The sequence below is a fragment of the Microbacterium oleivorans genome, from assembly GCF_023715745.1.
GTDB classification, from domain to species: domain Bacteria; phylum Actinomycetota; class Actinomycetes; order Actinomycetales; family Microbacteriaceae; genus Microbacterium; species Microbacterium oleivorans_D.
In genome coordinates, this window is record NZ_JAMBOV010000001.1 from 1 (window position 1) to 22,245 (window position 22,245).

Here is a 22,245-nt window from a genome sequence, read left to right on the forward strand (position 1 = left end):
CGGCGGCGGGCAGATCGACGATCGTCGTCACTGCTTCACCAGACTCGGCCCCAGCAGGTCCGTGGCGTCCTTCACGAACGATTCGTACGCCTGCCGGCCGTTGGCTTCGCCGCTCAGGATCTTCTCCGTGGCGGTGGAGACCGCCTGGGCGATCTGATCGGCACCGTCGCCGGTCACGACATAGACGCTGTCGGCGAGATCCTTGCCGGCCTGCAGAAGGTGCGGTTCCTCCGAGTACGGCGCGACGTCGTCGAGGTCGTCACGCGCCGATGCGGCGCCCGATGCGGTGAGCTGCTCGGCGAGCGGCGTTCCACTCGAGAGGTACTTGATGAATTCCATCGCAGCTTCCTTCTTCTCGGACTGCTCCGGGATCGCGTAGCCGCCGCCGGTGCTGCTCCAGCCGTAGGGCTGGTCTCCCGAACGGAGTGCCGGGTACTGCCACGTCGAGACCTTCTCGTCGAGCCCCTCGATGGGTGTCGCGCCCTCGGGGCCCCAGTCGAAACGCCAGCCCCAGGTGCCCTGTGCGGCGACCTGGATGTCACCGGCGGGGAACTTCACGTACTTCGTCGGCTCCCAGGGGTTCGGGTTCTGCAGGTCCTCCACCGGCATCAGCCCCTTCGAGATCAGCTCGTCGTACAGCTCGAAGACGGCGAGCCATCCGGGGCTCTGCAGATCCCACGTGCCGCTGTCGCGGTCGTAGTACTCGGTGTCGGTGCCGCCGAGGAGCGGCTGGAACCCCTCGTTCCAGGTGCCGCCGCCCCAGGCGGTTCCGGCGGGGATCACGATGGGCGTGTCCCCCGTGGCGTCCTTGACCTTGACCAGTCGGTCGATCAGTTCGTCCCACGTCTGGGGCTGGGAGGTCTCGACCCCGACCTCGTCGAGGACGTCCTTGCGGAAGAAGAAGTTCTGGACCCCGGCCCCGGACGGCAGGTTGTACACGTGCCCGTCCTGGCGGGTGATGGCCTCCTTGACCGCCGGGTAGTAGTGGCTCCAGCCGTCCCACTTCTCGAGGTACTCGTCGAGAGGCGTCAGGTACCCCGCCGCGGACCAGGCGATCGCCATGTTCTCGCCGATGTCGAGCACGTCCGGCGCCTGCCCGGCCACGAGCTGCTGCGTCATCTTCGTCTTGAACTGCTCGTCCGTGAGCTGATCGGCGATCAGATCGACTTTGATGTCCTTCCCCTGCTTGGCCATCTCGGCCTCGAAGCCGGGGATGACCTTGTTGATCGCATCGATGTTGGTCTGTTTGGTTTCCATGATGCTGATCGTGACGGGGCCGTCGGTCCCCGTCTCGCCGCCCCCGGCGCCGGAGCAGCCGGTGACCCCGGCCACGACGAGTGCTGCGGAGAACGCAGCGATTGCATGAGTTCGCTTCATCGGGATGCCTCTCTGATCTCAATCCGTCGGCTGCGTTGCCGGTCAGTCGATTGATGTCATCGGCATGTTAGGACAATAATTTCGGACTGGTCAATATTTTTCTGCGCTCGGTCGGTCCGAACGAGCGCACTCGTCGCGTCGAAGAGGACGAATCTTGGGATCACCACCACGCCCGCTCGCTGCGGTCACAGGCTCGCCTACTCGCCCTCCCGACCCCTCCCGGTTCCGATGGCAGCACATCGCGACGACCCTTCGCGACGGCATCCGTTCGGGCGCCCTCCCACCCGGATCGCACCTCGAGAGCGAAGCGACCCTGAGCAGGACCTGGGGCGTCTCCCGCTCCACGGTCAGGCGGGCGATCCGCGAGCTGACGCTGCTGGGTCTGGTCGAGAGGGATCGCGGCGTCGGCACGCGCGTGCTCCGGGAGGCTCCCTTCCGGCCGTCCGACAGTCCCGGCATCCACGAGGTGGAACTCACTCGCCAGGCCAAGCCGGCGCTGCGGACGGCGCGTATCCAGCACGTTCCCGCCGACGCGGACGTGGCGGCGTCGCTCGGTGTGGCCGCCGGCACCCGCGTCGTGAACGTGCAGCGGGTCCTCTACGCATCCGGATCCCCCGTCGCGGTCGTCGAGTCGTTCCGGCGCATGGCGCCGGCTACGGGAGACCGCGTCACGACACGGGAGATCATGAGCACTTTCGCGCACGGACGCGAGGCGGACTCCCGCGCGAGGGGGATCCGCATCACCGTCGAAGCCGCGGGTCCCGAGGACACGCGCATCCTCGGCCTGATGGCGGGGTCACCCGTCCTCCTGTCCTCGGTCACGACGTTCGATGTGGGCGGCGAGCCGATCGGGTACGACCGCCACCGGTATCGACCGGACCACTTCGCCCTGCTGGTCGTGGAGGTCGCGTGAGGCCGTCGCGGACGCCGAACAGGGGCGATTAGTTGTGCGGCAGAAGCAATTACGCCAACCTGGGTGCATGACCGTTTCGACGACGACGCCGAATGAGACCCGCATCCATCCCCGTCCGCAGCTGCAACGTGCCGCATGGCGGAGCCTCGACGGCCAGTGGGCGTTCGCCTACGACGACGACGAGGTGGGGTTGTCCGAACGCTGGTTCCTCGACCCGGCATTCGATCGCACCATCGAGGTCCCCTTCCCCCCGGAGTCCCCTGCCTCGGGCATCGGAGACGTGGGCGAGCACTCCGTCGTGTGGTACTCCCAGCCGCTCACGGCCGAACAGGTCGTACGCACCCAGGCATCCTCACGACTGCACGTCCACTTCGGAGCGGTCGACTATGCCGCGACCGTGTGGATCAACGGCAGCCAGGTGGCTTCGCACACCGGCGGCCACACCCCGTTCTCGGCCGACATCACCGACCACGTACGCGCCGACGGCACCGACGTCCTGGTGGTCCGGGCCGTCGACCGCTTCCACGACGTGGGGCAGCCCCGCGGCAAGCAGGACTGGCTTCTCGAGCCGCACGAGATCTGGTACCACCGGACCACCGGGATCTGGCAGCCCGTCTGGATCGAAGAGGTGCCGGAGATCCACATCACCGATCTCGCCTGGAGGACGACGCGAGGCACCGACAGCGTGGTCCTGGAGCTCGTGACGAACCGACCCCTCACCCAGGAGGCGGTCGTGCGTGTGCGCTTGACGTTCGAGGGTCGCGTCCTGGCGGACGTCACCGCGACGACCGCCGCGACCGGCATGCCGATCATAGACATCCCTCTGCGCGATCAGCGAAACGGGCAGCACTACGAGAAGCTCGTGTGGACGCCGGAGACCCCTCGCCTCATCGACGCCGTCGTCACCGTCACCGACCGCGGGACGAGCGACGAGGTCGCCTCCTACCTCGGCCTCCGCACCGTCGGCACGGCGAACGGTCGGTTCCTTCTCAACGACCGTCCCTACTTCGTCCGCTCCGTCCTCGAACAGGGGTTCTGGCCGGAGTCGCACCTTGCCGCGCCCAGCGACGACGCGCTGCGCGCCGAGGTGGAGCTGATCAAAGCGATGGGCTTCAACGCAGCCCGCATCCATCAGAAGGCGGAGGACCCGCGGTTCCTCTACTGGGCGGACCGTCTGGGCCTGCTGATCTGGGGCGAGGTGCCCGGCGCATTCGAGTTCACGACCCCTGCGATGCATGCTCTCACAGCGGAGTGGCTGGAGCTGGTGCGCCGCGACCGATCGCATCCCTGCATCGTCACCTGGGTTCCCTTCAACGAGAGCTGGGGCATCCGCGACCTGCTGGTCGATCCGGCACAACGCGCCTTCTCCCGTGGGCTGTCAGATCTCACCCGAGCTCTGGACCCGACACGACCCGTGATCTCCAACGACGGCTGGGAGCACACGCATTCCGACATCCTGACCGTCCACGATTACGAGGCGGACCCGGACCGGTTCCGCGAGCGCTACGCGGACAATGCCGCGCTGGCTGCGCTCTTCGGCGGGTACGGCCCGTCCGACCGCATGATGATGGCGGAGGGGACGGCGGACATCGGCGGAGCACCAGTGATGGTGAGCGAGTTCGGCGGGATCAAGTTCGAGCGGTCACCGGCGGCGCCGTCGTGGGGATACTCGACGAGCGCCACGACGGAGGAGCTCGAGGCGCATCTGAGAGGGCTGTTCGGTGCGCTGCTCAGCAGTCGGGTGATCGCGGGCTTCTGCTACACGCAGCTGACCGACACGATGCAGGAAGCGAACGGCCTGGCGTACGAGGACCGCACGCCCAAGCTGCCCCTCGACGTGCTTCGATCGATCATCGCTGCGGAGGCGAATACGAAGCCGTAGGCGGCGGGCGGCGGCGGGCGCGTCAGTCGAGCAGAAGCGCCGGCTCCTCGAGCACCGAGGCGACGTCGGCGATGAAGCGGCTGATGCCGTCGCCGTCGATGACGCGGTGGTCGAACGAGCCCGACACCGTCGTCACGAAGCGGGGACGCACCTCGCCGTCGACGACCCACGGCTTCTGCCGGATCGTGCCCATGGCGATGATGCCGGACTCCCCCGGATTGATGATCGGGGTCCCGGCATCCATCCCGAAGACACCGATGTTCGTGATCGTGAACGTGCCGCCCTGCTGGTCGGCGGGCGTCGTCTTGCCGTCGCGTGCCGTGACCGTCAGCTTCTCGAGCGCCCTCGCGAGCCCGCGCATGTTGAGGTCCTGCGCGTCCTTGATGTTGGGGACGAGCAGACCGCGCGGCGTCGCCGCGGCGATGCCGAGATTGACGTAGTGACGCACGCGGATCTCGGCGCCGTTCTCGGTCTCGACCCACGCGGCGTTGATCATGGGCGTGCGGCGCAGCGCCCAGATGACGGCGCGCGAGAAGATCAGCAGCGGCGAGATCTTCACATCGGCGAAGTCGGGCGACGCCTTCAGCCGCTTGACGAGCTCCATCGTGCGGGTCGCATCGACGTCGGTCCACACCGACACGTGCGGCGCCGTGTACGCGCTCGAGGTCATCGCGTTGGCGGTCGCCTTGCGCACGCCCTTCACGGTGATCGCCTCTTCGCGGGCGTCCGACGGAGGGGCGGCCGGGGCGGGGACGGATGCCGCGGCTGCCGCGACGGGGATCGACAGCTCGCGCTCCTCGGGCAGCTCCGGGGTCGCGATGTTGCGGAAGACAGAGGCCTGCTCGGCGTGACGGACGACGTCCTCGCGGGTCACCTCGCCGGCCGCGCCGCTGGGCGTCACATCCGACAGGTCGACGCCCAGATCGCGCGCGAGCTTGCGGATCGGGGGCTTCGCGACGACGCCGATCGCCGTCGTCACCGGCTTCTCGGCCGGCTTGCGTCGGCGGGATTTCACCTCGCCGCCCGTGCCGTAGCCGACGAGCACCGAACCGCCGGGCTCTTCGGCGGGCTTCTCGCCGTGCTCGGAGCGGCCGATGTCGGCATCCGGCTGTCCCTCGCCACCGGCGATCGTGATGATCGCGGCGCCGACCTCGACCGTCGCGCCCTCGGCGGCGAGGATGTCGCCCACCGTGCCGCTGAACGGCGACGGCAGCTCGACGAGGGACTTGGCGGTCTCGATCTCGACGAGGACGTCGTTGACGTCGACGCTGTCGCCGGGCGCGACGCGCCACTGCACGATCTCGGCCTCGGTGAGGCCTTCGCCGACGTCCGGCAGGTGGAAGGTCTGCGTGCTCATGTCATCTCCATCCCCGCGAGACTGCAGACGCGCGCCGAGACAGCGGGCTGACACCGCAGTCTCGATGCACACGTGCAGTCTCGCGGACGTGCGGGGGTCGCGGGTAGGGGGGCATCGTCGGAGGGGTCAGTAGGCGAGGGCGCGGTCGACGGCCTCGAGGATGCGGTCGGCGTCGGGGAGGTACTGGCCCTCGAGCTTGGCGGGCGGGAAGGGCACGTCGAAGCCCGACACCCGGAGGACCGGGGCCTCGAGGGCGTAGAAGGCCTTCTCCATGACGGTCGCGGCCACCTCGGAGCCGACGGACACGTTGCCGGGCGCCTCCTGTGCGTAGACCATGCGGCCGGTTCGACGCACCGACTCGAGGATCGGCTCGTAGTCGATCGGCGAGAGCGAACGGACGTCGATGACCTCGCACGACGTGCCCTCGCCCTCGGCGAGGGCGGCCGCCTGCAGCAGCGTCGTCACCATCGCGCCGTGACCGACGAGGGTGATGTCGGTGCCGCGGCGGACGACGCGGGAGGCGTGGAGCGGGAGCGCCCGCTCCGCGACATCCACCTCGCCCTTCATCCAGTACTTCGCCTTCGGCTCGAGGAAGATGACCGGGTCGGGGGAGGCGATCGCGTCCTGGATCATCCAGTAGGCGTCGTTCGGTGTCGACGGCGACACGACCCGCAGGCCCGGGGTGTGGGCGAAGTACGCCTCGGGGCTCTCCTGGTGGTGTTCGACCGCGCCGATGTGCCCGCCGTAGGGGATGCGGATGACGAGGGGGAAGTTCGCGTGGCCCTCGTGACGGTTCGTGAGCTTGGCGAGCTGGGTCGTGATCTGGTCGAAGGCGGGGAAGACGAAGCCGTCGAACTGGATCTCGATGACGGGACGGAACCCGGCCATCGCGAGGCCGATCGCGGTGCCGACGATCCCCGACTCGGCCAGCGGCGTGTCGAGCACGCGCTGCGGTCCGAACTCGGCGTGCAGACCTTCGGTGACGCGGAAGACGCCGCCGAGGGGGCCGATGTCCTCGCCCATGAGCAGTACGTGGTCGTCGGCGGTCATCGCGGCGCGCAGGCCCGCGTTGAGCGCCTTCGCGAAGGGCAGGGTCTGGATGTCGCTCACGCGTTCCCCTCCTCGAAGGATGCCTCGTACTCGGCGAGCCAGCGCTGCTGCTCCTGCACGAGCGGGTGGACCTCGCCGTAGACGTGGTCGAACATGACACCGGCGGGGATGTCGCCGAGCGCGTTGGTGCGCACGCGCACGTCGTCGGCATATGCGGCGGCCGCAGCATCCACCTCGTCGAAGAAGGATGCCGAGGCACCACGGTTCTGCAGGAACGCCCGCATGCGCGCGATCGGGTCGCGCCGCATCCACGACTGCTCCTCGTCGCTCGTGCGGTACTTCGTCGGGTCGTCGCTGGTCGTGTGAGCGCCCATCCGGTAGGTCAGCGCCTCGACGGCGCGCGGTCCGCCGCCGGCACGCGCCTCGTCGAGCGCGACCTTGCTGACCGCGTAGCTGGCGAGGACATCGTTGCCGTCGACACGGACGGCGGGGATGCCGTAGCCGTCGCCGCGGCGGGCGAGCGGCACCCGGGACTGGGTGGAGACGGGCACCGAGATCGCCCAGTGGTTGTTCTGCAGGAAGAAGACCTGCGGCGTCTGATAGCTCGCGGCAAAGACCATCGCCTCGTGCACATCGCCCTGGCTCGAGGCGCCGTCGCCGTAGTAGACGATGACCGCCTCGTCCTTCTCGGGGTCGCCGGTGCCCGTGCGGCCGTCGAAGACGAGACCCATGCCGAGGCCGGTCGCGTGCAGGGTCTGCGCGCCGAGGACGAGCGTGTAGATGTGCGTGTTCTGGTGCTCGGCCGGGTTCCATCCGCCGTGCGTGAGACCGCGCATCAGGCGGATGATGTCGATCGGGTCGACCCCGCGCGTCGTGACGACGACGTGCTCACGGTACGAGGGGAACACGTGGTCGTGGGCGCGGGTCGCTCGCACCGATCCGACCTGCGCGGCCTCCTGTCCGAGGGACGGCGGCCACAGCGCGAGCTGCCCCTGACGCTGCAGGTTGGTCGCCTGGCGGTCGAAGGCGCGCACCACGACCATGTCGCGGTAGAACGTCTCGAGCTCGGTGTCGGTGAGCTGATCGATCAGCGGCAGGTAGCGCTCAGCCGCGTCGGAAGGGGCGTACGAACCGTCGGCGGCGAGGACGCGGACGACGTCGGATGCTTCGGCCGGAGCCTCGAACGAGGGGGTCACCCTCCCACGCTAGACCCCGACGCATGAGCCGTTCTGCATGAGGTCGACAACGGATGCCGCGATTCGCCGTCCCTTCGGGACAAGCCCGCGGTCAGTCGGCGTGCTCGGGCGGCCACACCACGGCGAAGCGCTCGAAGACGATCTCGTCCTCCTCGGACCACTGCGCACCCCGAGCCGCGGCCACTCGGGTGAAGTACCTGCGATGCTCGCGCTGCCAGCTCTCCAGGGTGCGGTCGTCCTCGCCCTCGTCGAAGGCGAACGCCGCGTCGACGCTCGTGAAGGGGCCGACCCTCAGCTCAGTGCTGCGGATGATGATCCGCGGCGCGCCGGTGCCGTCGCAGGCGATCCAGTGACCCCCGATCCGCGGCAGCTCATCGCCGCGGGTGGTGAACTCGGCGACGAGTTCGGCGGTCGCGCGTTTCGGACCGTTCAGCACGGCGTCGAGCAGCTGGTCGGCGAGCCGCGGGCTGTCACCGAAGTGCTCGACGGTGTACTCGGACCCCGCGGCAGCGGCTGCCGGATGGGCGGCGCGGTAGTCGGCCCACATCCCGTCCGCGGCGGCGCGATCGAGCGGGAAGGCGGCGGAGGAGAGGCTCTCGGACATCCGACGATCCTCCCAGCCCGTCGGCGATCGCGCGAGCCGACCGAGTGCAGCGACCGCCCCGACGGGTCAGGCGGCGGGAATCACCCCGCGCTTCGCGAGGTCGCCCAGCCACGTGAGGCTCGGCTTCGGCGTGCGGGCGAAGGTCTCGTGGTCGACGTGAATCAGACCGAACGTCGGACGGTAGGAGCCCCACTCGTAGTTGTCGAGCAGCGACCAGTGCAGGTAGCCGCGCACGTCGAGACCGTCGCGCAGGGCGGCCGACAGACCCTCGAGCGCGCCGGTCGTGTAGTCGATGCGTCGACTGTCGTCGGCCGTCGCCATGCCGTTCTCGGTGACGATCATCGGGATGCCGCGCGTCACCTCGTGGGTGTGGCGGAGCGCGTGTCCGAGGGCCTCGGGGTAGTACTCCCAGCCGGTCAACGTGCGCTCGACGTCGTCGGCGAACGGCACCGGCCCGTCGGGCCCGATGATCGTGCGGAGGTAGGACTGCACTCCGATGAAGTCGTCGTCGCGGGCCTGCTCGAGGTAGTAGTCCTCGCGCCAGTAGCCCCACTCGTCGCGCTCCTTCTCGTATCCGGGAACCGCCTGATACACCTGGTTCGCGACGGACCAGCCGCTCTTCACGTGCCCGAGACCCGACAGCACCTCGCGGGAGGCGTGGTGGGCCTGCGCGATGACCTGCGCGACGTGCGGCGAGGGTCCGGGGAAGTTGACGCCCTGCTCGGTGTCGATCTTCGCCTCGGTCTGGTTGACCATCATGTTCGGCTCGTTGATGGTCACCACGAACTCGACGTCGTCGAGGATGCGGGTCGCCGTCTCGGTGTAGCGGCGGAACCGGTCGACGACGTCGTCGGCGTACCAGCCGCCGTCGTGGCCCTGCCAACGCGGCACGGTGAAGTGGTGGAGGGTCACGAACGGCGTGATGCCGGCATCCCGGCACGTGTCGATCATGCGGCGGTAATGGTCGAGCTGCGCGCGCGAGACGATGCCCTTCTCAGGCTCGATCCGCGCCCACTCGATCGAGAAGCGGTAGGTGTCGAGACCCGACTCGGCGAGGAGCCGGATGTCCTCGGGGAAGCGGTGGTACGAGTCGCACGCGTCGCCCGAGGGCTCCTCGACCGTCGTGTCGGGCGCGTGCTCGAACTCCCAGTGCGCGGTGTTGACGTTGCCGCCCTCGATCTGGTGGGCGGCCGTGGCGGCGCCCCAGAGGAAGCCCTCGGGCGCGGAGGTCGTGGGTCCGGTGTGCGTCGTCATGCGGGGTTCCTTTCATCGGATGCCGCGGGTGCCGCGGCCGGGTTCTGGTCGAGCTCGACGACGGCACAGCCGAACGCGTCGAGATGGAGGGTGTCGCCGTCCAGGCGCGCGGCGTATCCGTGGCAGATCCGACCCGCGGCATCCGGAACCTTGCGCGGAGTGCGCGAAGGGTTCACTGCCACGAGCAGCGAGCCGCCGCGGACGTAGGTGAAGGGGTAGGTCGTCGTGCGCACCTCGACGGGAGCGTGCGCCGAGAGCCGCGGATCGCCGCGTCGCAGCGCGATGGCCTCGCGGACGAAGGTGAGCAGCGAGTGAGGATCGTCGCGCTGGTCGGCGACCGTCGGGCGGTCCGGGTCCGGGTCCTCGGGGAGGTACCGCGAGGGGTGGATGCCGTCGCCCAGCTCGCCCCACTGCATGGGTGTGCGCGAGCCGGCGCGCTCGTACCGCGGCCCGAGCGACGATCCCTCGTGCGACGCGAGGCCGGGGACGTACCGCATGCCGATCTCGTCGCCGTAGTAGACGGAGGGCATCGCCGGCCAGGTGAGTACGAGCATCAGCGCGGCGCGCGCCTGTTCGGCGTCACGCGGACCGCTGACCAGCCGGGTGAAGTCGTGGTTCGCGGTCGGGAGCCCGACCACCCCGCCGCGACCGTCGCGGGCGATCGCGTCCGCAGCCTCCCGCCACGCCGAGACGAAGTCGGCGGCATCCCCGGTCCCCTCGGCTCCGGCCCAGACCTCTGTCTGATGCCACGCCTCGTGGACCGTGCCGGCGTTGTCGTTGAAGAGGGACTTGAGCGGCCAGCCGTCGCTGTCGCCCCCGAACTGGAGGAAGAAGTCGCTGTGGAAGCCGGCCGGGATCGCTTGTGCGGGATCGCCCCACTCCGAGATGAGCACCCGTCCGGGGTGGCTCGCGTCGAGCCGGGATCGGACCTCGTTCCAGAGCTTCGCGGTCTCGACGTGTCCCGGATCGTCCTTGACGAGCGAGGCGGCCATGTCGACGCGGAAGCCCTGCACCCCACGGTCGTACCACCGACGGATGATGTCGACGAGCGCGTCGCGGTTCTGCCGAGGCCCGTCGGCGTCGACGCGCTGCCGCCACGGCTCATCCGCGGCGGCGCGCGCGTAGCCGAAATTCAGCGCGGGCTGGAAGGCGAAGAAGTTCGGCTTGTAGAAGCCGCCGCGCGGACCGGGCACCGGCTCGAAACCCTCGGCTGCGCGATCGGAGAAGACGTAACGGTGGTCGCCGTCGGCGGCGACGGCGGCCTGGAACCAGGGGTGCTGGTCGGAGGTGTGCCCGGCGACCAGGTCGAGGAGCACCGCGATGCCGCGACGGTTCGCCTCGGCGACGAGTCGGTCGAGGGCGGCGTCGCCGCCGTATCGCGGATCGACGTGGTCGAAGTCGGCGACGTCGTACCCCGCGTCGCGCATCGGGGAGACGAAGCACGGGTTGATCCACACGGCGTCGACGCCGAGCCAGGAGAGGTGGTCGAGCCGACCCGCCAGCCCGTCGAGGTCACCGACGCCGTCGCCATCGGCATCCGCGAAGCTCTGCGGATACGACTGATACAGGACGATACGATCCAGGCGATCGGCGAGTGGCGATGACGACATGCCTCGTTCCTCTCTGCGTCGTTGCAGCCCATGTAACCGGTTACCTCGGGGACTGTACTCGATGTATCCGGTTACATCCAGGCCCGGCCCGACATCGACGCCTCTGCGCACCCGCAGTGTCGGTGGACGCCGTCAGGATGGGCCCGTGCCCGATCCACTCCCCTCGCGCTGCCGCGTCTGCGGCGGCGAGGTCGGCGAGCGTCACGACGACACCTGGTTCTGCGCACGATGCGGGTGGCGTCTCGGCGACGCTCCTGACGCGGACATCCCACCGCCCCGCATCGACGTCGTCTATTACCTGCGCTACCGGGACCGGGTGAAGATCGGCACATCCGCCAGCCCCCGCCGGCGCCTGGCGGCGATCATGCACGACGAACTGCTCGCGTTCGAGCCCGGCGACCGTCGCCTCGAGCGGGAGCGCCACCAGCAGTTCGCCGACCTGCGTGAGGGCGGTGAATGGTTCACCCTGACCGGTCTCCTCGCGACCCACATCGACGGCCTCCGGACACGGATCGGCGAGCCGTGGGCGGCATACGACCGGTGGCTGGGTGAGGCGTTCCGGCGATTGTCCTCATGAGACGGCGAAAAGTTGTATCACAGACGACTTGTCCCCCGAAAGGGGGACAAGTCGTTCGTCCTGCGTCGGTACATTCTGAGGTGCTGTAGGACCATCACTTGGGGAGCTGGTTGAGACCCGCACTCGGATCGGTCACTGGGGGACAACGGCGTTCCGCGTGCGGGCCCCACTGCAGCACACAATGACCCGGCTGGGGTTCGGGGGAGACCCCCTCCAGCCGGGTCTTGCTGTCGGTCTTCCCTTCCGCCGTCGCCGGGCGTATCGTCGCCCGCAACCCAGCCCCGGGTTGTCCGCGCGGGATCGCGTCTCCCCTGTCACGGTGAGACGTCCGGGAGCCTCGGGTCGTCGAGCCGACTCCCCCCGCGGCTCCGACCCGGGGATCTTCCCGGGACCTCAGACGCGAGTCGCGGCAGCGACTCTCACGACGACCCGGTCGAGGTCGTCAGCTGCCGCGCCGGCATCCGCGTCGTACAGGAATTCCGTGAGCCCGCGGCCCACGCCGCAGTAGTCCAGGATCCCCGTCCCGATCTGCGTCTCGAACGAGCGGTCGTATCCGCGGCGCTCGTAGAGGGCGGCGTCCGACCCCGCGATGGGGATCAGGTGGGCGGTGAGCCGACCCAGACCGGGTCGGATGCCGCCGCCCTCGCCGACACCGAACGCCCACCCGTTCGCGAACACCCGGTCGATCCACCCCTTCAGCAGTGCGGGCATCGACCACCAGAACACCGGGAAGACCAGCACGAGGTGGTCCGCCCGGTCGATGCGAGCCATCTCTGCGGCGACGTCCGCCGGGTAGTCCCCGGCGACGAGGTAGGAGTGCCGATCGGCGAGGGTGAAACGTGGGTCGAAGTCCTCCGCCGCGAGATCGGCGACCTCGACCTCGCCGGGCGGAAGCGCCGCGCGGAGACGTTCGACAACGCGATGGGTGAAGGACGTCGGGTCGGGGTGGGCAGAGACGATCAGCGTGCTCATCCCTCCATTCTGCGGGGATGAGGGGTTGATGTAACCGGTTACCAGCGCTACAGTCGCTCGATGTATCCGGTTACATCGCCGGACCCGATCTCACGAGGAGGTGACGGAGGGACATGACGGACTCGGACGCGCGCACCCGCCGATCCCACACCCGCTCGCCCGGCGGCAGCCCCCGGCCCACCATTCGCGACATCGCTCGCGCGGCCGGCGTCTCGGTGGCGACGGTGTCGCGGGTGACCCACGACGACCCCCGTGTCGCCGGGGCGACGAAGGAACGCGTCCGCGAGGCCATCGACCGTCTCGGGTACACCCCCTCCTCGCTGGGCCGAGCCCTCTCGTACCAGCGCACGAACACGCTGGGCATCGTGCTCCCGGGCCTCGGTGGCCCCTACTTCGCCGCCCTCATCGAGGGCGCGGAGTCGGTCGCGGTCGAGCGCGGTGTCGCGATCAACGTGCTCGGTACGCACCTGCGCCCCGACGCCGTGGCATCCGTGCGTCAGCTGGCGGAACGCACCGACGGCCTCATCGTCGCGGGCGGGACGGTGCCGGATGCCGAGATCGCCCGACTCGCCACCGTCGGCCGCGTCGTGGTCGTCGCCGGTGAGAGCGAGGACGCCCCCGCCGTCCTGACCGACGGGCGCGCCGCCGCCGCCGAACTGACCCGCCACCTCATCGAGGTGCACGGCCACCGACGGCTCTCGTTCGTCGGCGAGCCCGCCGGCTCGCCCGACACGACCCTGCGGTACGCCGGCTTCCTGGATGCGCTGCGCTCGGCAGGTCTCGGCGAGGCGGGGGAGCCCCTGCGGTACGGACTCGACGTCCGCAGCGGCGCCCTCGCCGCCCGCCAGGTGCACGAGACCGGTCTCCCTGACGCCCTCGTGTGCGCGAACGACGAGCTCGCCATCGGGCTGCTGGCGACCCTCCCCGGGCTCGGTCACCGGATCCCGCAGGACGTCGCGATCACCGGGTTCGACGACCAGTCTCTCGCCGAGATCGCCTCCCCCCGCCTGACCACCGTCCATCAGCCGGTCGCCGAGCTCGGCGCCCGTGCCGCGGCGGGCGCCCTGGGCGAGACCCTCGACGCACGCACGGTGCTGGCGACACGACTCGTGATCCGCGAGTCGTGCGGATGCGCCGCCGATCCCGAGGCGACCGCCGACTGAGACCCGGGCGCGCGGCGCCCCACACCCGAGGAACGAGGAGGTTCCGATGAGAAAGCGCACAAGAGTCGCGGCGAGCGCCGCCCTGGTGTCCGCGCTGTTGGCGACGTCCGCCTGCGCGAACATCGGGCTCGAGCCGGCGCCGCCGGCGGCAGAGGGCATGATCGCGGAGATCCGGATGCCGTCCGAGGCGTCCGGCTCGGTCCAGGGCATCCTGAACTACAACTGGCTCTCCCCGAACGCGACGGTGCAGACGTGGCTGTTCGAGCCGCTCATGATCCGCGACCGGTTCACCTGCGAGGCGATCCCCTGGCTCGCCACCTCCTACGAGTGGCCGACACCCGACCGCATGGTCCTGACACTCCGCGAGGGCGTGCAGTGGAGCGACGGCGAGCCGTTCACGGCTGATGACGTCGTCTACACGTTCATGGTCGGCAAGGAGTTCCCCGCCGCCGATCGCGCGGGTCTGTGGGGCGAGTACTTCGGCGCCCCGGCGGAGAGCGTCACCGCGCTGGACGACCACACGGTCGAGATCCAGTTCGCCGGCGCGGCCGTGCCGAAGACCGACGGCATCCTCTCGACGATGAAGATCCTGCCCGAGCACATCTACGCCGAGCAGGGCGACCCGACCCTCTTCGTGGACACCGTCGGTGTGGCGACCGGGCCGTTCGTGCCGAAGGACTACAACGGTCGGCGGCTCGTCCTCGAGCGCAACCCGGACTACTGGAACGCCGACGAGGTGAAGATCCAGCAGCTCTCGATGGAGGGGCAGTACGACGCCAACTCCGGCGCTCTGAAGCTGCGCGGCGGTGCGCTCGACCTCTACCGCGGCGACATCCCGAACCCGAACCGTTCGGTCGTCGCACCCGACCCGGAGGACGCGCACTTCTTCTACCCGCCGGACGCGACCACCGTGCTGGCCATCAACAACGAGCGCCCCGTGCTGAACGACCCGAAGTTCCGCGAGGGTCTGGCGTACGCGATCGATCGCCAGGCGATCACCGAGCGCGCGACCTTCGGGATCATGGAGCCCGCGAGCCAGACGATGCTTCTGCTGCCCTTCCAGGAGCAGGACATCCCCGAGAAGTGGCAGGGCGACAAGGCGTACATCCCGTACGACCCCGACAAGGCCAACGAACTGCTCGACGCGGCCGGATACGAGCGGGGCGCCGACGGCTGGCGCGTCGATGAGCAGGGCGAGCCGCTCTCGTTCGTCTTCAGCGTGCAGGCGGGCTGGATGGACATCATCGCGATGGCCGACGTGATCGTGCGCAACGCGAAGGACGTCGGTGTGCAGATCAAGATGATCACCACCGACCCGAACGCGGTCGACGGGATGCAGCGCTCCGGTGACTTCGACATGGTCGTCGACTTCGTCGGCGGCGGATGCCAGCGCTCGAGGGACCTCGGTGCGCGACTGCAGTCGTCGCAGATCTCGAAGGACAAGGAGCTGCTCCTCAACCGCGCGCGCTACTCGGACCCCGAGATGGACGCGCTCATCGACGAGTGGGCGAACACGACGGACGCTGCCCGCGCGAAGGAGATCGAGGGCGAGGTCATCGACGTCTTCATGACGGAGTTCCCCTACATCGCACTGCAGTACGCACCGAACCGCCTGATCTACCGCACCGAGAACGCGGTCGGCTGGCCCAGCGAGGAGAACCCCTACCCCGTCGATCAGCTCATCCGCATCGCGACCGAGCTGCGCCCGCCGGGGGACGCCGCGGCATCGGACTCCTCGGGGGAGGACTGACCGATGGTGTACTACGCGCGGAAGACGGGCTACTTCCTGCTCACCCTGTGGGCGGCCATCACGCTGAACTTCATCATCCCGCGGCTGCAGCCGGGGGATCCCGCCGAGATCATGGTGACCCAGCTCACCGGTCGCGGCGAGGTCGACCCGGCGCAGGTGGCCGCGATCAAGACGATGCTCGGCTACGGCGACGACAACGTGTTCGTGGCGTACTGGCAGTACCTGCAGCAGCTCGCCGCGGGTGACCTGGGCATCTCGTTCACGTACTTCCCGGCGCCGGTGATCGAAGTGCTCGGCAAGGCGCTGCCGTGGACACTGGTGCTCGTCGGGCTGACGCAGATCCTGTCGTTCTTCGTCGGGACCCTGCTCGGCGCTATTGCGGCGTGGCGCCGCAACAGCCGGTTCGACGCCACGATCTCGGTTGGGTCCACCTTCGTCGGCAACCTGCAGTCGGTGTGGATCGCCCTGATCATCGTGTTCCTCTTCGCCTACACACTGGGCTGGTTCCCCGCGACGGGCGGGTACGGCTACACCGATCCCGGAACCCCCGAGCACATCGCCGACGTCGTCGCCCACGGCTTCCTGCCGGCTCTGACGCTCATGGTCACGGCACCGATCGGATTCATCCTCTCGATGCGCAACACGATGGTTCAGGTGCTGGGCGAGGACTACATCCGCCTCGCATCGGCGGCCGGGCTGAAGGAGCGCACCCTCGCCCTCGGCTACGCCGCGCGCAACGCGCTGCTGCCGGTGATCACGGGCTTCGCTCTCTCGCTCGGTGTGCTCATGGGCGGGTCGATCCTCATCGAGACCGTCTTCGACTACCCCGGCATGGGCCGGCTCATGGGCGAGGCGACCAGCAACCGCGACTTCCCGCTCATGCAGGCGATCCTGCTCGCGACGATCGTCATCGTCCTGACGGCGAACTTCATCGTCGACCTCATCTATCCGCTCATCGACCCGCGCGCCCGCCGGGCGTCGGTCTGAAAGCCGGGTGACGAACATGGCTCCTGAAGAAACCCCCCTCCCCCAGCCGGCCGCGATGCCGCAGCCGGCGGGCGGCGTGCTGCCCGACCGCACCGAGCCGGTGCGGACGTTCCGGCGGCGCGTCACCGAAGCGGACGCCTCGACCAAAGAGGTCGTCGCCGTCGTCCGGCCGCCGCGCTGGTACCAGGTCATCTGGTCGAGCAGGAAGGCCCGTGTGGGCATCGTCATGCTGGCGGCGTTCGCGCTCATGGCGATCCTCGCCGACGTGCTGACCCCGTACAGCCCGACCGATGCGTCCTTCGCCCCGTCGCAGGACCCGAGCTGGGCGCACTGGATGGGCACCAACACCCTCGGCTACGACATCGGGACGCAGCTCGTGCACGGGACGCGGCTGTCATTCGCGATCGGCGTGCTGGGCGGGCTCGCCACGATCGCGATCGCGATCGTCGTCGGCCTGCTCGCCGGGTACCGCGAGGGCAGCGCGCTGGACGACGTGCTCTCGTTCGCGACGAACCTGGCCCTCGTCATCCCGGTCCTCCCGCTGATGATGGTGATCGTCGCCTACAGCGAGACGCGCGGGCTCGCGCTGCTCGTCTTCGTCGTGGCCATCACGAGCTGGGCCGGCGCCTCGCGCGAGATGCGATCGCTCATCATCTCGATGCGCAACCGCGACTACGTGACCGCCGCCCGCTTCGGCGGAGACGGGATGCTGCGCATCGTGTTCCGCGAGATCATGCCGAACATGTCGTCCCTGATCGTCTCGGGATTCATCGGGGCGGCCACCGCGGCCATCGCCGCCGAAGCCGGCTTGTCGTTCATGGGCTTCGGCGACCCGAACACCGTGAGCTGGGGACAGATGCTCGCTCAGGCCAACGCCAACGGCGCCCTCGTGCAGGGCCTGTGGGTCTGGCTCGTCGCCCCCGGTGTCATGCTCGCGCTTCTCATGACGTCGCTGACGTTCGTGAACTTCGGCGTCGACATGCTGAGCAACCCCCACCTGCGCGAAGAGGAGGAGAAGTGATGACCACCGCGGCATCCGTTCTCTCGGTCGAGAACCTGTCGGTGCAGTACCGCCCCAAGGTCGGTGCCGCCGTCGACGCGGTCAAGAACGCGTCGCTCCAGGTCGCGCCGGGTGAGTTCGTCGGCCTCGCCGGCGAGTCGGGCTCGGGCAAGACGACCTTCGCGCAGGCGGTGCTGAAGCTGCTGCGCAGCCCCGGTCGCATCACCGGCGGCACGATCCGCTGGGGCGACCAGGACGTCACCGACCTGTCGGGCGACGACCTGCGCCCGTACCGCTGGTCGTACGTGTCGACGGTCTTCCAGTCGAGCATGAACTCGCTGAATCCGGTGGTCCGGGTCCGCCGCATGTTCGAGGACGTGATGCACGAGCACACCGACCTGAGCGACGAGAAGATCCGCGAGCGGTGCGAGGAGCTGTTCGACCTCGTCAGCGTAGACACCCGTTTCCTCGGGATGTATCCGCACGAACTGTCGGGTGGCATGCGCCAGCGCGTCAACCTCGCCCTCGCGCTCGCCCTCCAGCCACAGCTCGTGCTGTTCGACGAGCCGACGACCGGCCTCGACGTCGTCGTGCAGAAGTCGATCCTCGACAAGATCCGCGAGCTACAGGAGCGCGAGCGCTTCGGCGCCGTGCTCATCACGCACGACATGGGCACGCTGCTCGACTTCTCGGACCGCGTCGCGGTCATGTACGAAGGGGAGATCGTCGAGGACATCGCGGCGACGGATGCCGTTAGGCCCGGCCCGCGGCATCCGTACTCCATCCACCTCGTCGGCTCGTACGCCGAACTCCTCGGCGAGGACGTGCCCGGCTACACGGGCGCCGAACTGGAGGAGCCCGACGAGGTGTCGGAGGAGGCGCCCGTCCAGGGACGCACGGTGCTGGAGATCGCGGACCTCGGCCGCCGCTTCGCGAAGCGGCAGGGGCTGAAGACCGAGTACGTCGACGCCGTCAAGGACGTGTCCTTCACGCTGCGCGAGGGGGAGGTCACCGCGCTCGTGGGCCAGTCCGGCTCGGGCAAGTCGACGATCGCGCGGATCCTCACCCGCATCGACGTGCCCTCGTCGGGGTCGGTGCGGTATTCGGCCAAGGGCGACGGGCAGATGCACGACATCGCGTCCCTCCGCGGGAAGATCGCCCGGGAGTACCGCCGCAATGTCCAGTACGTCTTCCAGGACCCGTACGCCGCCCTCAACCCGACGCTCACCGTCGGATACTCCTTGGCGCGGCCGCTCGTGAACTTCCTGCACGTCGGCCGTCGTGAGGCGATCGAACGCTCCGCGAGCCTGCTCGAGACCGTCGGCCTCACACCGGCGGGCCGCTTCATCGGGCGCCTGCCGCACGAGCTGTCGGGCGGACAGCGGCAGCGCGTCGTCATCGCCCGCGCGCTCGCGGCCGAACCGCGGCTGGTCATCGCCGACGAGCCGATCGCGAGCCTCGACGTGTCGATCCGGGCCGAGATCCTCGAGGTGCTGCAGTCCCTCGTCGCCGACCACGGCGTGGGGATGCTGTACATCACCCACGACCTGCTCTCGGCGAAGAGCCTCGCGAACCATGCGCTCGTCCTCAAGGACGGCGAGCTCATCGAGTCCGGACCCGCCGAGCAGGTGATCGAGAACCCGCAGGCCGCCTACACGCGCCAGCTGCTCGACGCGATCCCCAACCCCTTCGAGAAGAGGTCCGCCGCATGACGCTCTCCGCCGTGGAGACCCTGCCCGCCGACATCCGCGAACTCACCGAGACGGAGGTGGATGCCTCGATCCGCTGGCTCTGGCGGTTCTCGACGCCGTCGGGGCCGGGATGCGGACTCGTGCTCGACCGCGACGACCTCCCGGACGTCGCCACCGTCGCGGCGACCGGGTTCGCGCTCGCCGCGTGGTGCGTGGGCGTCGAGCGCGGCGTCCTCGACCGCGACGAGGTCCTCGAGCGCGTTCGCGGGACGATGCGGACCCTCGAGCACACGGTGCCGCAGAAGAACGGCTTCCTCGCGCACTTCGTCGACGCCGCGACCGGCGAGCGGCAGGGACGATCGGAGTACTCCACGATCGACACGACGCTCGCCCTGTGCGGTGCGGTGGTCGCGGCATCCTTCTTCGACGACGCCGAGGTGTCGGCGGCGGTGGATCGGATGCTGGCGCGGATCGACTGGAACTGGCTGTCGGCGACCGGGCCGGACGGGCGCACCGTGCTGCGGATGGCGTGGGTCGGCTCGGCTGAGGACGACTATGCCGAGGGCGCGGACGCCTCCGGGTTCGTGAGCGCATGGAGCATGACCGCGGAGCAGCTGACGATGTACCTGCTCGCCGCGGGACACCCGGGGGTCAGTCGCCGGCACGCACAGGCGCTGTGGGACGGGTTCGACAAGCCCGTCGGATCGTACGGCGGACACGAGTGCGTCTACGAGCCGGGCGGGACGCTGTTCACGTACCACTTCCCGCTCGCGTTCTATCCGTTCCAGCGGGTGCGCGACAAGGACGGGCGGGACTGGTGGGCGAACTCGCGCGAGGCGTCGCTGGCCTCGAAGGCGTGGTGTGCCGACCAGTCCGGCACGTGGCGCACCTTCGCCGCGGGCCTGTGGGGTCCGGCCGCCGGGCTCGGTCCCGGCGGATACGTCGTGAACGGTGCGCGACCCGCGGCGCACGAGCCGCGGAACGACGGCACGATCCCGCCGGTCTCGCTCTTCGGCGCGCTGCCGCTCGCGCCCGAGGAGGTCACCCCCGCGCTCCGCGTTCTCCGCGACGAGCACCCGGGCGCGTGGAACGAGTGGGGCGCGACCGACGGCGTCAACCTCGAGGGCGCTGAGCCCTGGTACGCGCCTCCCCGCTACGGCCTGAACAAGGGAGCGACGGCGCTGCTCGGCGCCGCGGCGCTCGGGTCGACCCTCGTGTGGGATGCCTTCTCGCGGCATCCGTGGATCGCGCGCGGTGCGGAGAAGCTGGGCTTCACCGAGGCCTGAGCGTCAGCCGTATCGGATTTCGTCGCGCGCGCAAGGGCGGGCGCGACCCGCGGGCACCGGCGTACCCTCGAACCTCATGAGCACTACCGGGACGATCCCTGCCGACGCCTTCTCGTTGAAAAGCCCGTACGGGCGACGCGCCATCGGTCTGTCGGTGGCAGCCGCGGTCGGCGGTTTCCTCTTCGGCTTCGACTCGTCGGTCATCAACGGCGCCGTCGACTCGATCGAGTCGAATTTCGACCTGAACAGCGTCCTCACCGGCTTCGTCGTCGCCGTCGCCCTGCTCGGCTGCGCCGTCGGCGCGGTGCTCGCGGGCGGTCTCTCCGACCGCTGGGGACGCCTGAAGACGATGATGCTCGGCGCCGTCATGTTCCTCGTGTCGTCGATCGGATCCGGCCTCACCTTCAGCGTCCCCGACCTCATCGTCTGGCGCGTCATCGGCGGCATCGGCATCGGCATCGCCTCGGTCGTCGCCCCCGCCTACATCGCCGAGATCGCGCCGCGGCAGATCCGCGGCAGCCTCGCCTCGCTGCAGCAGCTCGCGATCACACTCGGCATCTTCGCCGCTCTCCTCTCCGACGCCGTCCTGGCGAACTCGGCCGGCGGCGCCTCGGAGCAGCTGTGGCTCGGACTCGAGGCCTGGCGCTGGATGTTCCTCGTCGGCATCGTCCCGGCCGCCGTCTACGGCATCCTCGCCTTCACCATGCCCGAGTCCCCGCGCTACCTCCTCGCGAAGGGGCGTAACGACGAGGCCCGTGAGATCTTCGCCCGGCTCGTGCCCGCAGCCGACCTCGACAAGTCCGTCAACGAGATCCGCAACGCCATCGACGAGGACCGAAAGACCAAGGGCGCCTCGCTGCGGGGTCCCGTGCTCGGCCTCCAGGGCATCGTCTGGGTCGGCATCATCCTGTCGACGTTCCAGCAGTTCGTCGGCATCAACGTGATCTTCTACTACTCGACCACCCTCTGGAAGGCGGTCGGATTCGACGAGAGCAACTCGCTGCTCATCAGCGTGATCACCTCGGTCACGAACGTCGTCGTCACCCTCATCGCGATCTGGCTCGTCGACCGCGTCGGTCGCAAGCCGATCCTGCTGACCGGGTCGGTGCTCATGACGCTGTCGCTCGCCGCCATGGCGATCGCCTTCGCGTTCGCCGTGACCGTCGACGGCGAGGTCTCGCTGCCGGGCGCCTGGGGCCCGATCGCGTTGGTCGCGGCGAACCTGTTCGTCGTCGGCTTCGGCGCCTCGTGGGGCCCGCTCGTGTGGGTGCTGCTCGGCGAGATCTTCCCCAGCCGCATCCGCGGCAAGGCCCTGGGTGTCGCCGCAGGCGCCCAGTGGATCGCGAACTTCCTCATCACGGTGTCGTTCCCGGCGATGTCGAGCTGGTCGCTGCCCCTCACCTACGGCATGTACGCGCTCTTCGCGGCGCTGTCGTTCGTCTACGTCGCCTGGCGGGTGCCCGAGACGAAGGGCATGGAGCTCGAGCAGACCGAGACGCTCTTCGTGAAGAAGGCGAAGGAGCACGCGAAGAGCTGAGCCGCCTCGCGGGACGCCGTTCGTCGCCCGGCAGCTCCG

At 69.4% G+C, this 22,245-nt stretch carries 18 protein-coding genes; 10 read left to right on the forward strand and 8 right to left on the reverse strand.

Features of this window, described 5'->3' with window-relative positions; translation table 11 throughout:
• Nucleotides 1–27: 27 nt before the first annotated feature.
• A complete protein-coding gene (locus M3190_RS00005) occupies nt 28–1,377 on the reverse strand; it encodes an ABC transporter substrate-binding protein (RefSeq protein ID WP_251577070.1) in 1,350 nt (449 codons plus the stop codon).
• Nucleotides 1,378–1,531: 154 nt separating this feature from the next.
• On the opposite strand from M3190_RS00005, the gene M3190_RS00010 reads away from it, so the two are divergent.
• Together M3190_RS00010 and M3190_RS00015 are read left to right on the forward strand one after the other, a co-directional pair.
• Nucleotides 1,532–2,290 carry a GntR family transcriptional regulator gene (locus M3190_RS00010; RefSeq protein ID WP_251577072.1) on the forward strand — a complete coding sequence of 253 codons (759 nt, stop codon included), beginning with the start codon at nt 1,532–1,534 and terminating at the stop codon, nt 2,288–2,290.
• A gap of 67 nt (nt 2,291–2,357) precedes the next feature.
• Entirely contained in the window at nt 2,358–4,172 is a 1,815-nt protein-coding gene (locus tag M3190_RS00015; protein WP_251577074.1) for a glycoside hydrolase family 2 protein, read from the forward strand.
• 22 nt (nt 4,173–4,194) lie between these two features.
• On the opposite strand, the gene M3190_RS00020 is transcribed toward M3190_RS00015, so the two are convergent.
• From M3190_RS00020 to M3190_RS00045, 6 genes are all read right to left on the reverse strand, one after another.
• Nucleotides 4,195–5,529, reverse strand: coding sequence for a dihydrolipoamide acetyltransferase family protein (locus M3190_RS00020; RefSeq protein WP_251577076.1), 1,335 nt, complete (start codon nt 5,527–5,529; stop codon nt 4,195–4,197).
• 126 nt (nt 5,530–5,655) lie between these two features.
• On the reverse strand, nt 5,656–6,639 hold the full coding sequence (locus M3190_RS00025; RefSeq protein ID WP_308222225.1) for an alpha-ketoacid dehydrogenase subunit beta: 984 nt from the start codon (nt 6,637–6,639) through the stop codon (nt 5,656–5,658).
• Nucleotides 6,636–7,775, reverse strand: a complete 1,140-nt coding sequence (locus M3190_RS00030) for a thiamine pyrophosphate-dependent dehydrogenase E1 component subunit alpha (RefSeq protein ID WP_251577078.1) — start codon at nt 7,773–7,775, stop codon at nt 6,636–6,638. Before M3190_RS00030 ends, M3190_RS00025 begins: the two co-directional genes overlap by 4 nt.
• Nucleotides 7,776–7,866: 91 nt before the next feature.
• Nucleotides 7,867–8,379 (reverse strand): ASCH domain-containing protein, encoded by a 513-nt coding sequence (locus M3190_RS00035; protein WP_251577080.1) that lies wholly within the window; start codon nt 8,377–8,379, stop codon nt 7,867–7,869.
• A 66-nt stretch (nt 8,380–8,445) separates the two neighbouring features.
• The gene (locus tag M3190_RS00040; protein ID WP_251577082.1) at nt 8,446–9,633 is read right to left on the reverse strand and encodes a glycoside hydrolase family 1 protein; all 1,188 of its coding nucleotides are present in this window, start codon (nt 9,631–9,633) and stop codon (nt 8,446–8,448) included.
• Nucleotides 9,630–11,243, reverse strand: a complete 1,614-nt coding sequence (locus tag M3190_RS00045) for an alpha-amylase family glycosyl hydrolase (RefSeq protein WP_251577084.1) — start codon at nt 11,241–11,243, stop codon at nt 9,630–9,632. Before M3190_RS00045 ends, M3190_RS00040 begins: the two co-directional genes overlap by 4 nt.
• Nucleotides 11,244–11,388: 145 nt before the next feature.
• Here M3190_RS00045 and M3190_RS00050 point away from each other — a divergent pair, with 145 nt between their 5' ends.
• Entirely contained in the window at nt 11,389–11,820 is a 432-nt protein-coding gene (locus M3190_RS00050) for a GIY-YIG nuclease family protein (protein WP_251577086.1), read from the forward strand.
• A 393-nt stretch (nt 11,821–12,213) separates the two neighbouring features.
• On the opposite strand, the gene M3190_RS00055 is transcribed toward M3190_RS00050, so the two are convergent.
• Nucleotides 12,214–12,792 (reverse strand): NAD(P)H-dependent oxidoreductase, encoded by a 579-nt coding sequence (locus tag M3190_RS00055; RefSeq protein ID WP_251577088.1) that lies wholly within the window; start codon nt 12,790–12,792, stop codon nt 12,214–12,216.
• A 113-nt stretch (nt 12,793–12,905) separates the two neighbouring features.
• On the opposite strand from M3190_RS00055, the gene M3190_RS00060 reads away from it, so the two are divergent.
• The 7 genes from M3190_RS00060 to M3190_RS00090 all read left to right on the forward strand — a co-directional run bounded on the left by M3190_RS00060 (nt 12,906) and on the right by M3190_RS00090 (nt 22,206).
• Nucleotides 12,906–13,955: a LacI family DNA-binding transcriptional regulator gene (locus M3190_RS00060; RefSeq protein ID WP_251577089.1), complete on the forward strand. Its 1,050-nt coding sequence runs from the start codon at nt 12,906–12,908 to the stop codon at nt 13,953–13,955.
• A gap of 46 nt (nt 13,956–14,001) precedes the next feature.
• Complete coding sequence (locus M3190_RS00065; RefSeq protein WP_251577091.1) at nt 14,002–15,705, forward strand: ABC transporter substrate-binding protein; 1,704 nt, start codon at nt 14,002–14,004, stop codon at nt 15,703–15,705.
• Between the two features lie 3 nt (nt 15,706–15,708).
• Nucleotides 15,709–16,692 carry an ABC transporter permease gene (locus M3190_RS00070; RefSeq protein WP_251577093.1) on the forward strand — a complete coding sequence of 328 codons (984 nt, stop codon included), beginning with the start codon at nt 15,709–15,711 and terminating at the stop codon, nt 16,690–16,692.
• Between the two features lie 16 nt (nt 16,693–16,708).
• The gene (locus M3190_RS00075) at nt 16,709–17,713 is read left to right on the forward strand and encodes an ABC transporter permease (RefSeq protein ID WP_251577095.1); all 1,005 of its coding nucleotides are present in this window, start codon (nt 16,709–16,711) and stop codon (nt 17,711–17,713) included.
• On the forward strand, nt 17,713–19,404 hold the full coding sequence (locus tag M3190_RS00080; RefSeq protein ID WP_251577097.1) for an ABC transporter ATP-binding protein: 1,692 nt from the start codon (nt 17,713–17,715) through the stop codon (nt 19,402–19,404). The genes M3190_RS00075 and M3190_RS00080 overlap by 1 nt, the downstream gene beginning before the upstream one ends.
• The gene (locus M3190_RS00085; RefSeq protein ID WP_251577099.1) at nt 19,401–20,669 is read left to right on the forward strand and encodes a glucoamylase family protein; all 1,269 of its coding nucleotides are present in this window, start codon (nt 19,401–19,403) and stop codon (nt 20,667–20,669) included. Before M3190_RS00080 ends, M3190_RS00085 begins: the two co-directional genes overlap by 4 nt.
• Before the next feature lie 76 nt (nt 20,670–20,745).
• Complete coding sequence (locus M3190_RS00090) at nt 20,746–22,206, forward strand: sugar porter family MFS transporter (RefSeq protein ID WP_251577101.1); 1,461 nt, start codon at nt 20,746–20,748, stop codon at nt 22,204–22,206.
• Nucleotides 22,207–22,245: the final 39 nt, after the last annotated feature.

Excerpts from the sequence above, each read along its gene's own strand:
- M3190_RS00070 (WP_251577093.1), top strand. The coding sequence starts at position 15,709 with ATGGTGTACTACGCGCGGAAGACGGGCTACTTCCTGCTCACCCTGTGG.
- M3190_RS00060 (WP_251577089.1), top strand. The coding sequence starts at position 12,906 with ATGACGGACTCGGACGCGCGCACCCGCCGATCCCACACCCGCTCGCCC.
- M3190_RS00045 (WP_251577084.1), bottom strand. The coding sequence starts at position 11,243 with ATGTCGTCATCGCCACTCGCCGATCGCCTGGATCGTATCGTCCTGTAT.
- M3190_RS00040 (WP_251577082.1), bottom strand. The coding sequence starts at position 9,633 with ATGACGACGCACACCGGACCCACGACCTCCGCGCCCGAGGGCTTCCTC.
- M3190_RS00080 (WP_251577097.1), top strand. The coding sequence starts at position 17,713 with ATGACCACCGCGGCATCCGTTCTCTCGGTCGAGAACCTGTCGGTGCAG.
- M3190_RS00075 (WP_251577095.1), top strand. The coding sequence starts at position 16,709 with ATGGCTCCTGAAGAAACCCCCCTCCCCCAGCCGGCCGCGATGCCGCAG.
- M3190_RS00015 (WP_251577074.1), top strand. The coding sequence starts at position 2,358 with ATGACCGTTTCGACGACGACGCCGAATGAGACCCGCATCCATCCCCGT.
- M3190_RS00055 (WP_251577088.1), bottom strand. The coding sequence starts at position 12,792 with ATGAGCACGCTGATCGTCTCTGCCCACCCCGACCCGACGTCCTTCACC.
- M3190_RS00020 (WP_251577076.1), bottom strand. The coding sequence starts at position 5,529 with ATGAGCACGCAGACCTTCCACCTGCCGGACGTCGGCGAAGGCCTCACC.
- M3190_RS00085 (WP_251577099.1), top strand. The coding sequence starts at position 19,401 with ATGACGCTCTCCGCCGTGGAGACCCTGCCCGCCGACATCCGCGAACTC.
- M3190_RS00005 (WP_251577070.1), bottom strand. The coding sequence starts at position 1,377 with ATGAAGCGAACTCATGCAATCGCTGCGTTCTCCGCAGCACTCGTCGTG.
- M3190_RS00035 (WP_251577080.1), bottom strand. The coding sequence starts at position 8,379 with ATGTCCGAGAGCCTCTCCTCCGCCGCCTTCCCGCTCGATCGCGCCGCC.
- M3190_RS00090 (WP_251577101.1), top strand. The coding sequence starts at position 20,746 with ATGAGCACTACCGGGACGATCCCTGCCGACGCCTTCTCGTTGAAAAGC.
- M3190_RS00065 (WP_251577091.1), top strand. The coding sequence starts at position 14,002 with ATGAGAAAGCGCACAAGAGTCGCGGCGAGCGCCGCCCTGGTGTCCGCG.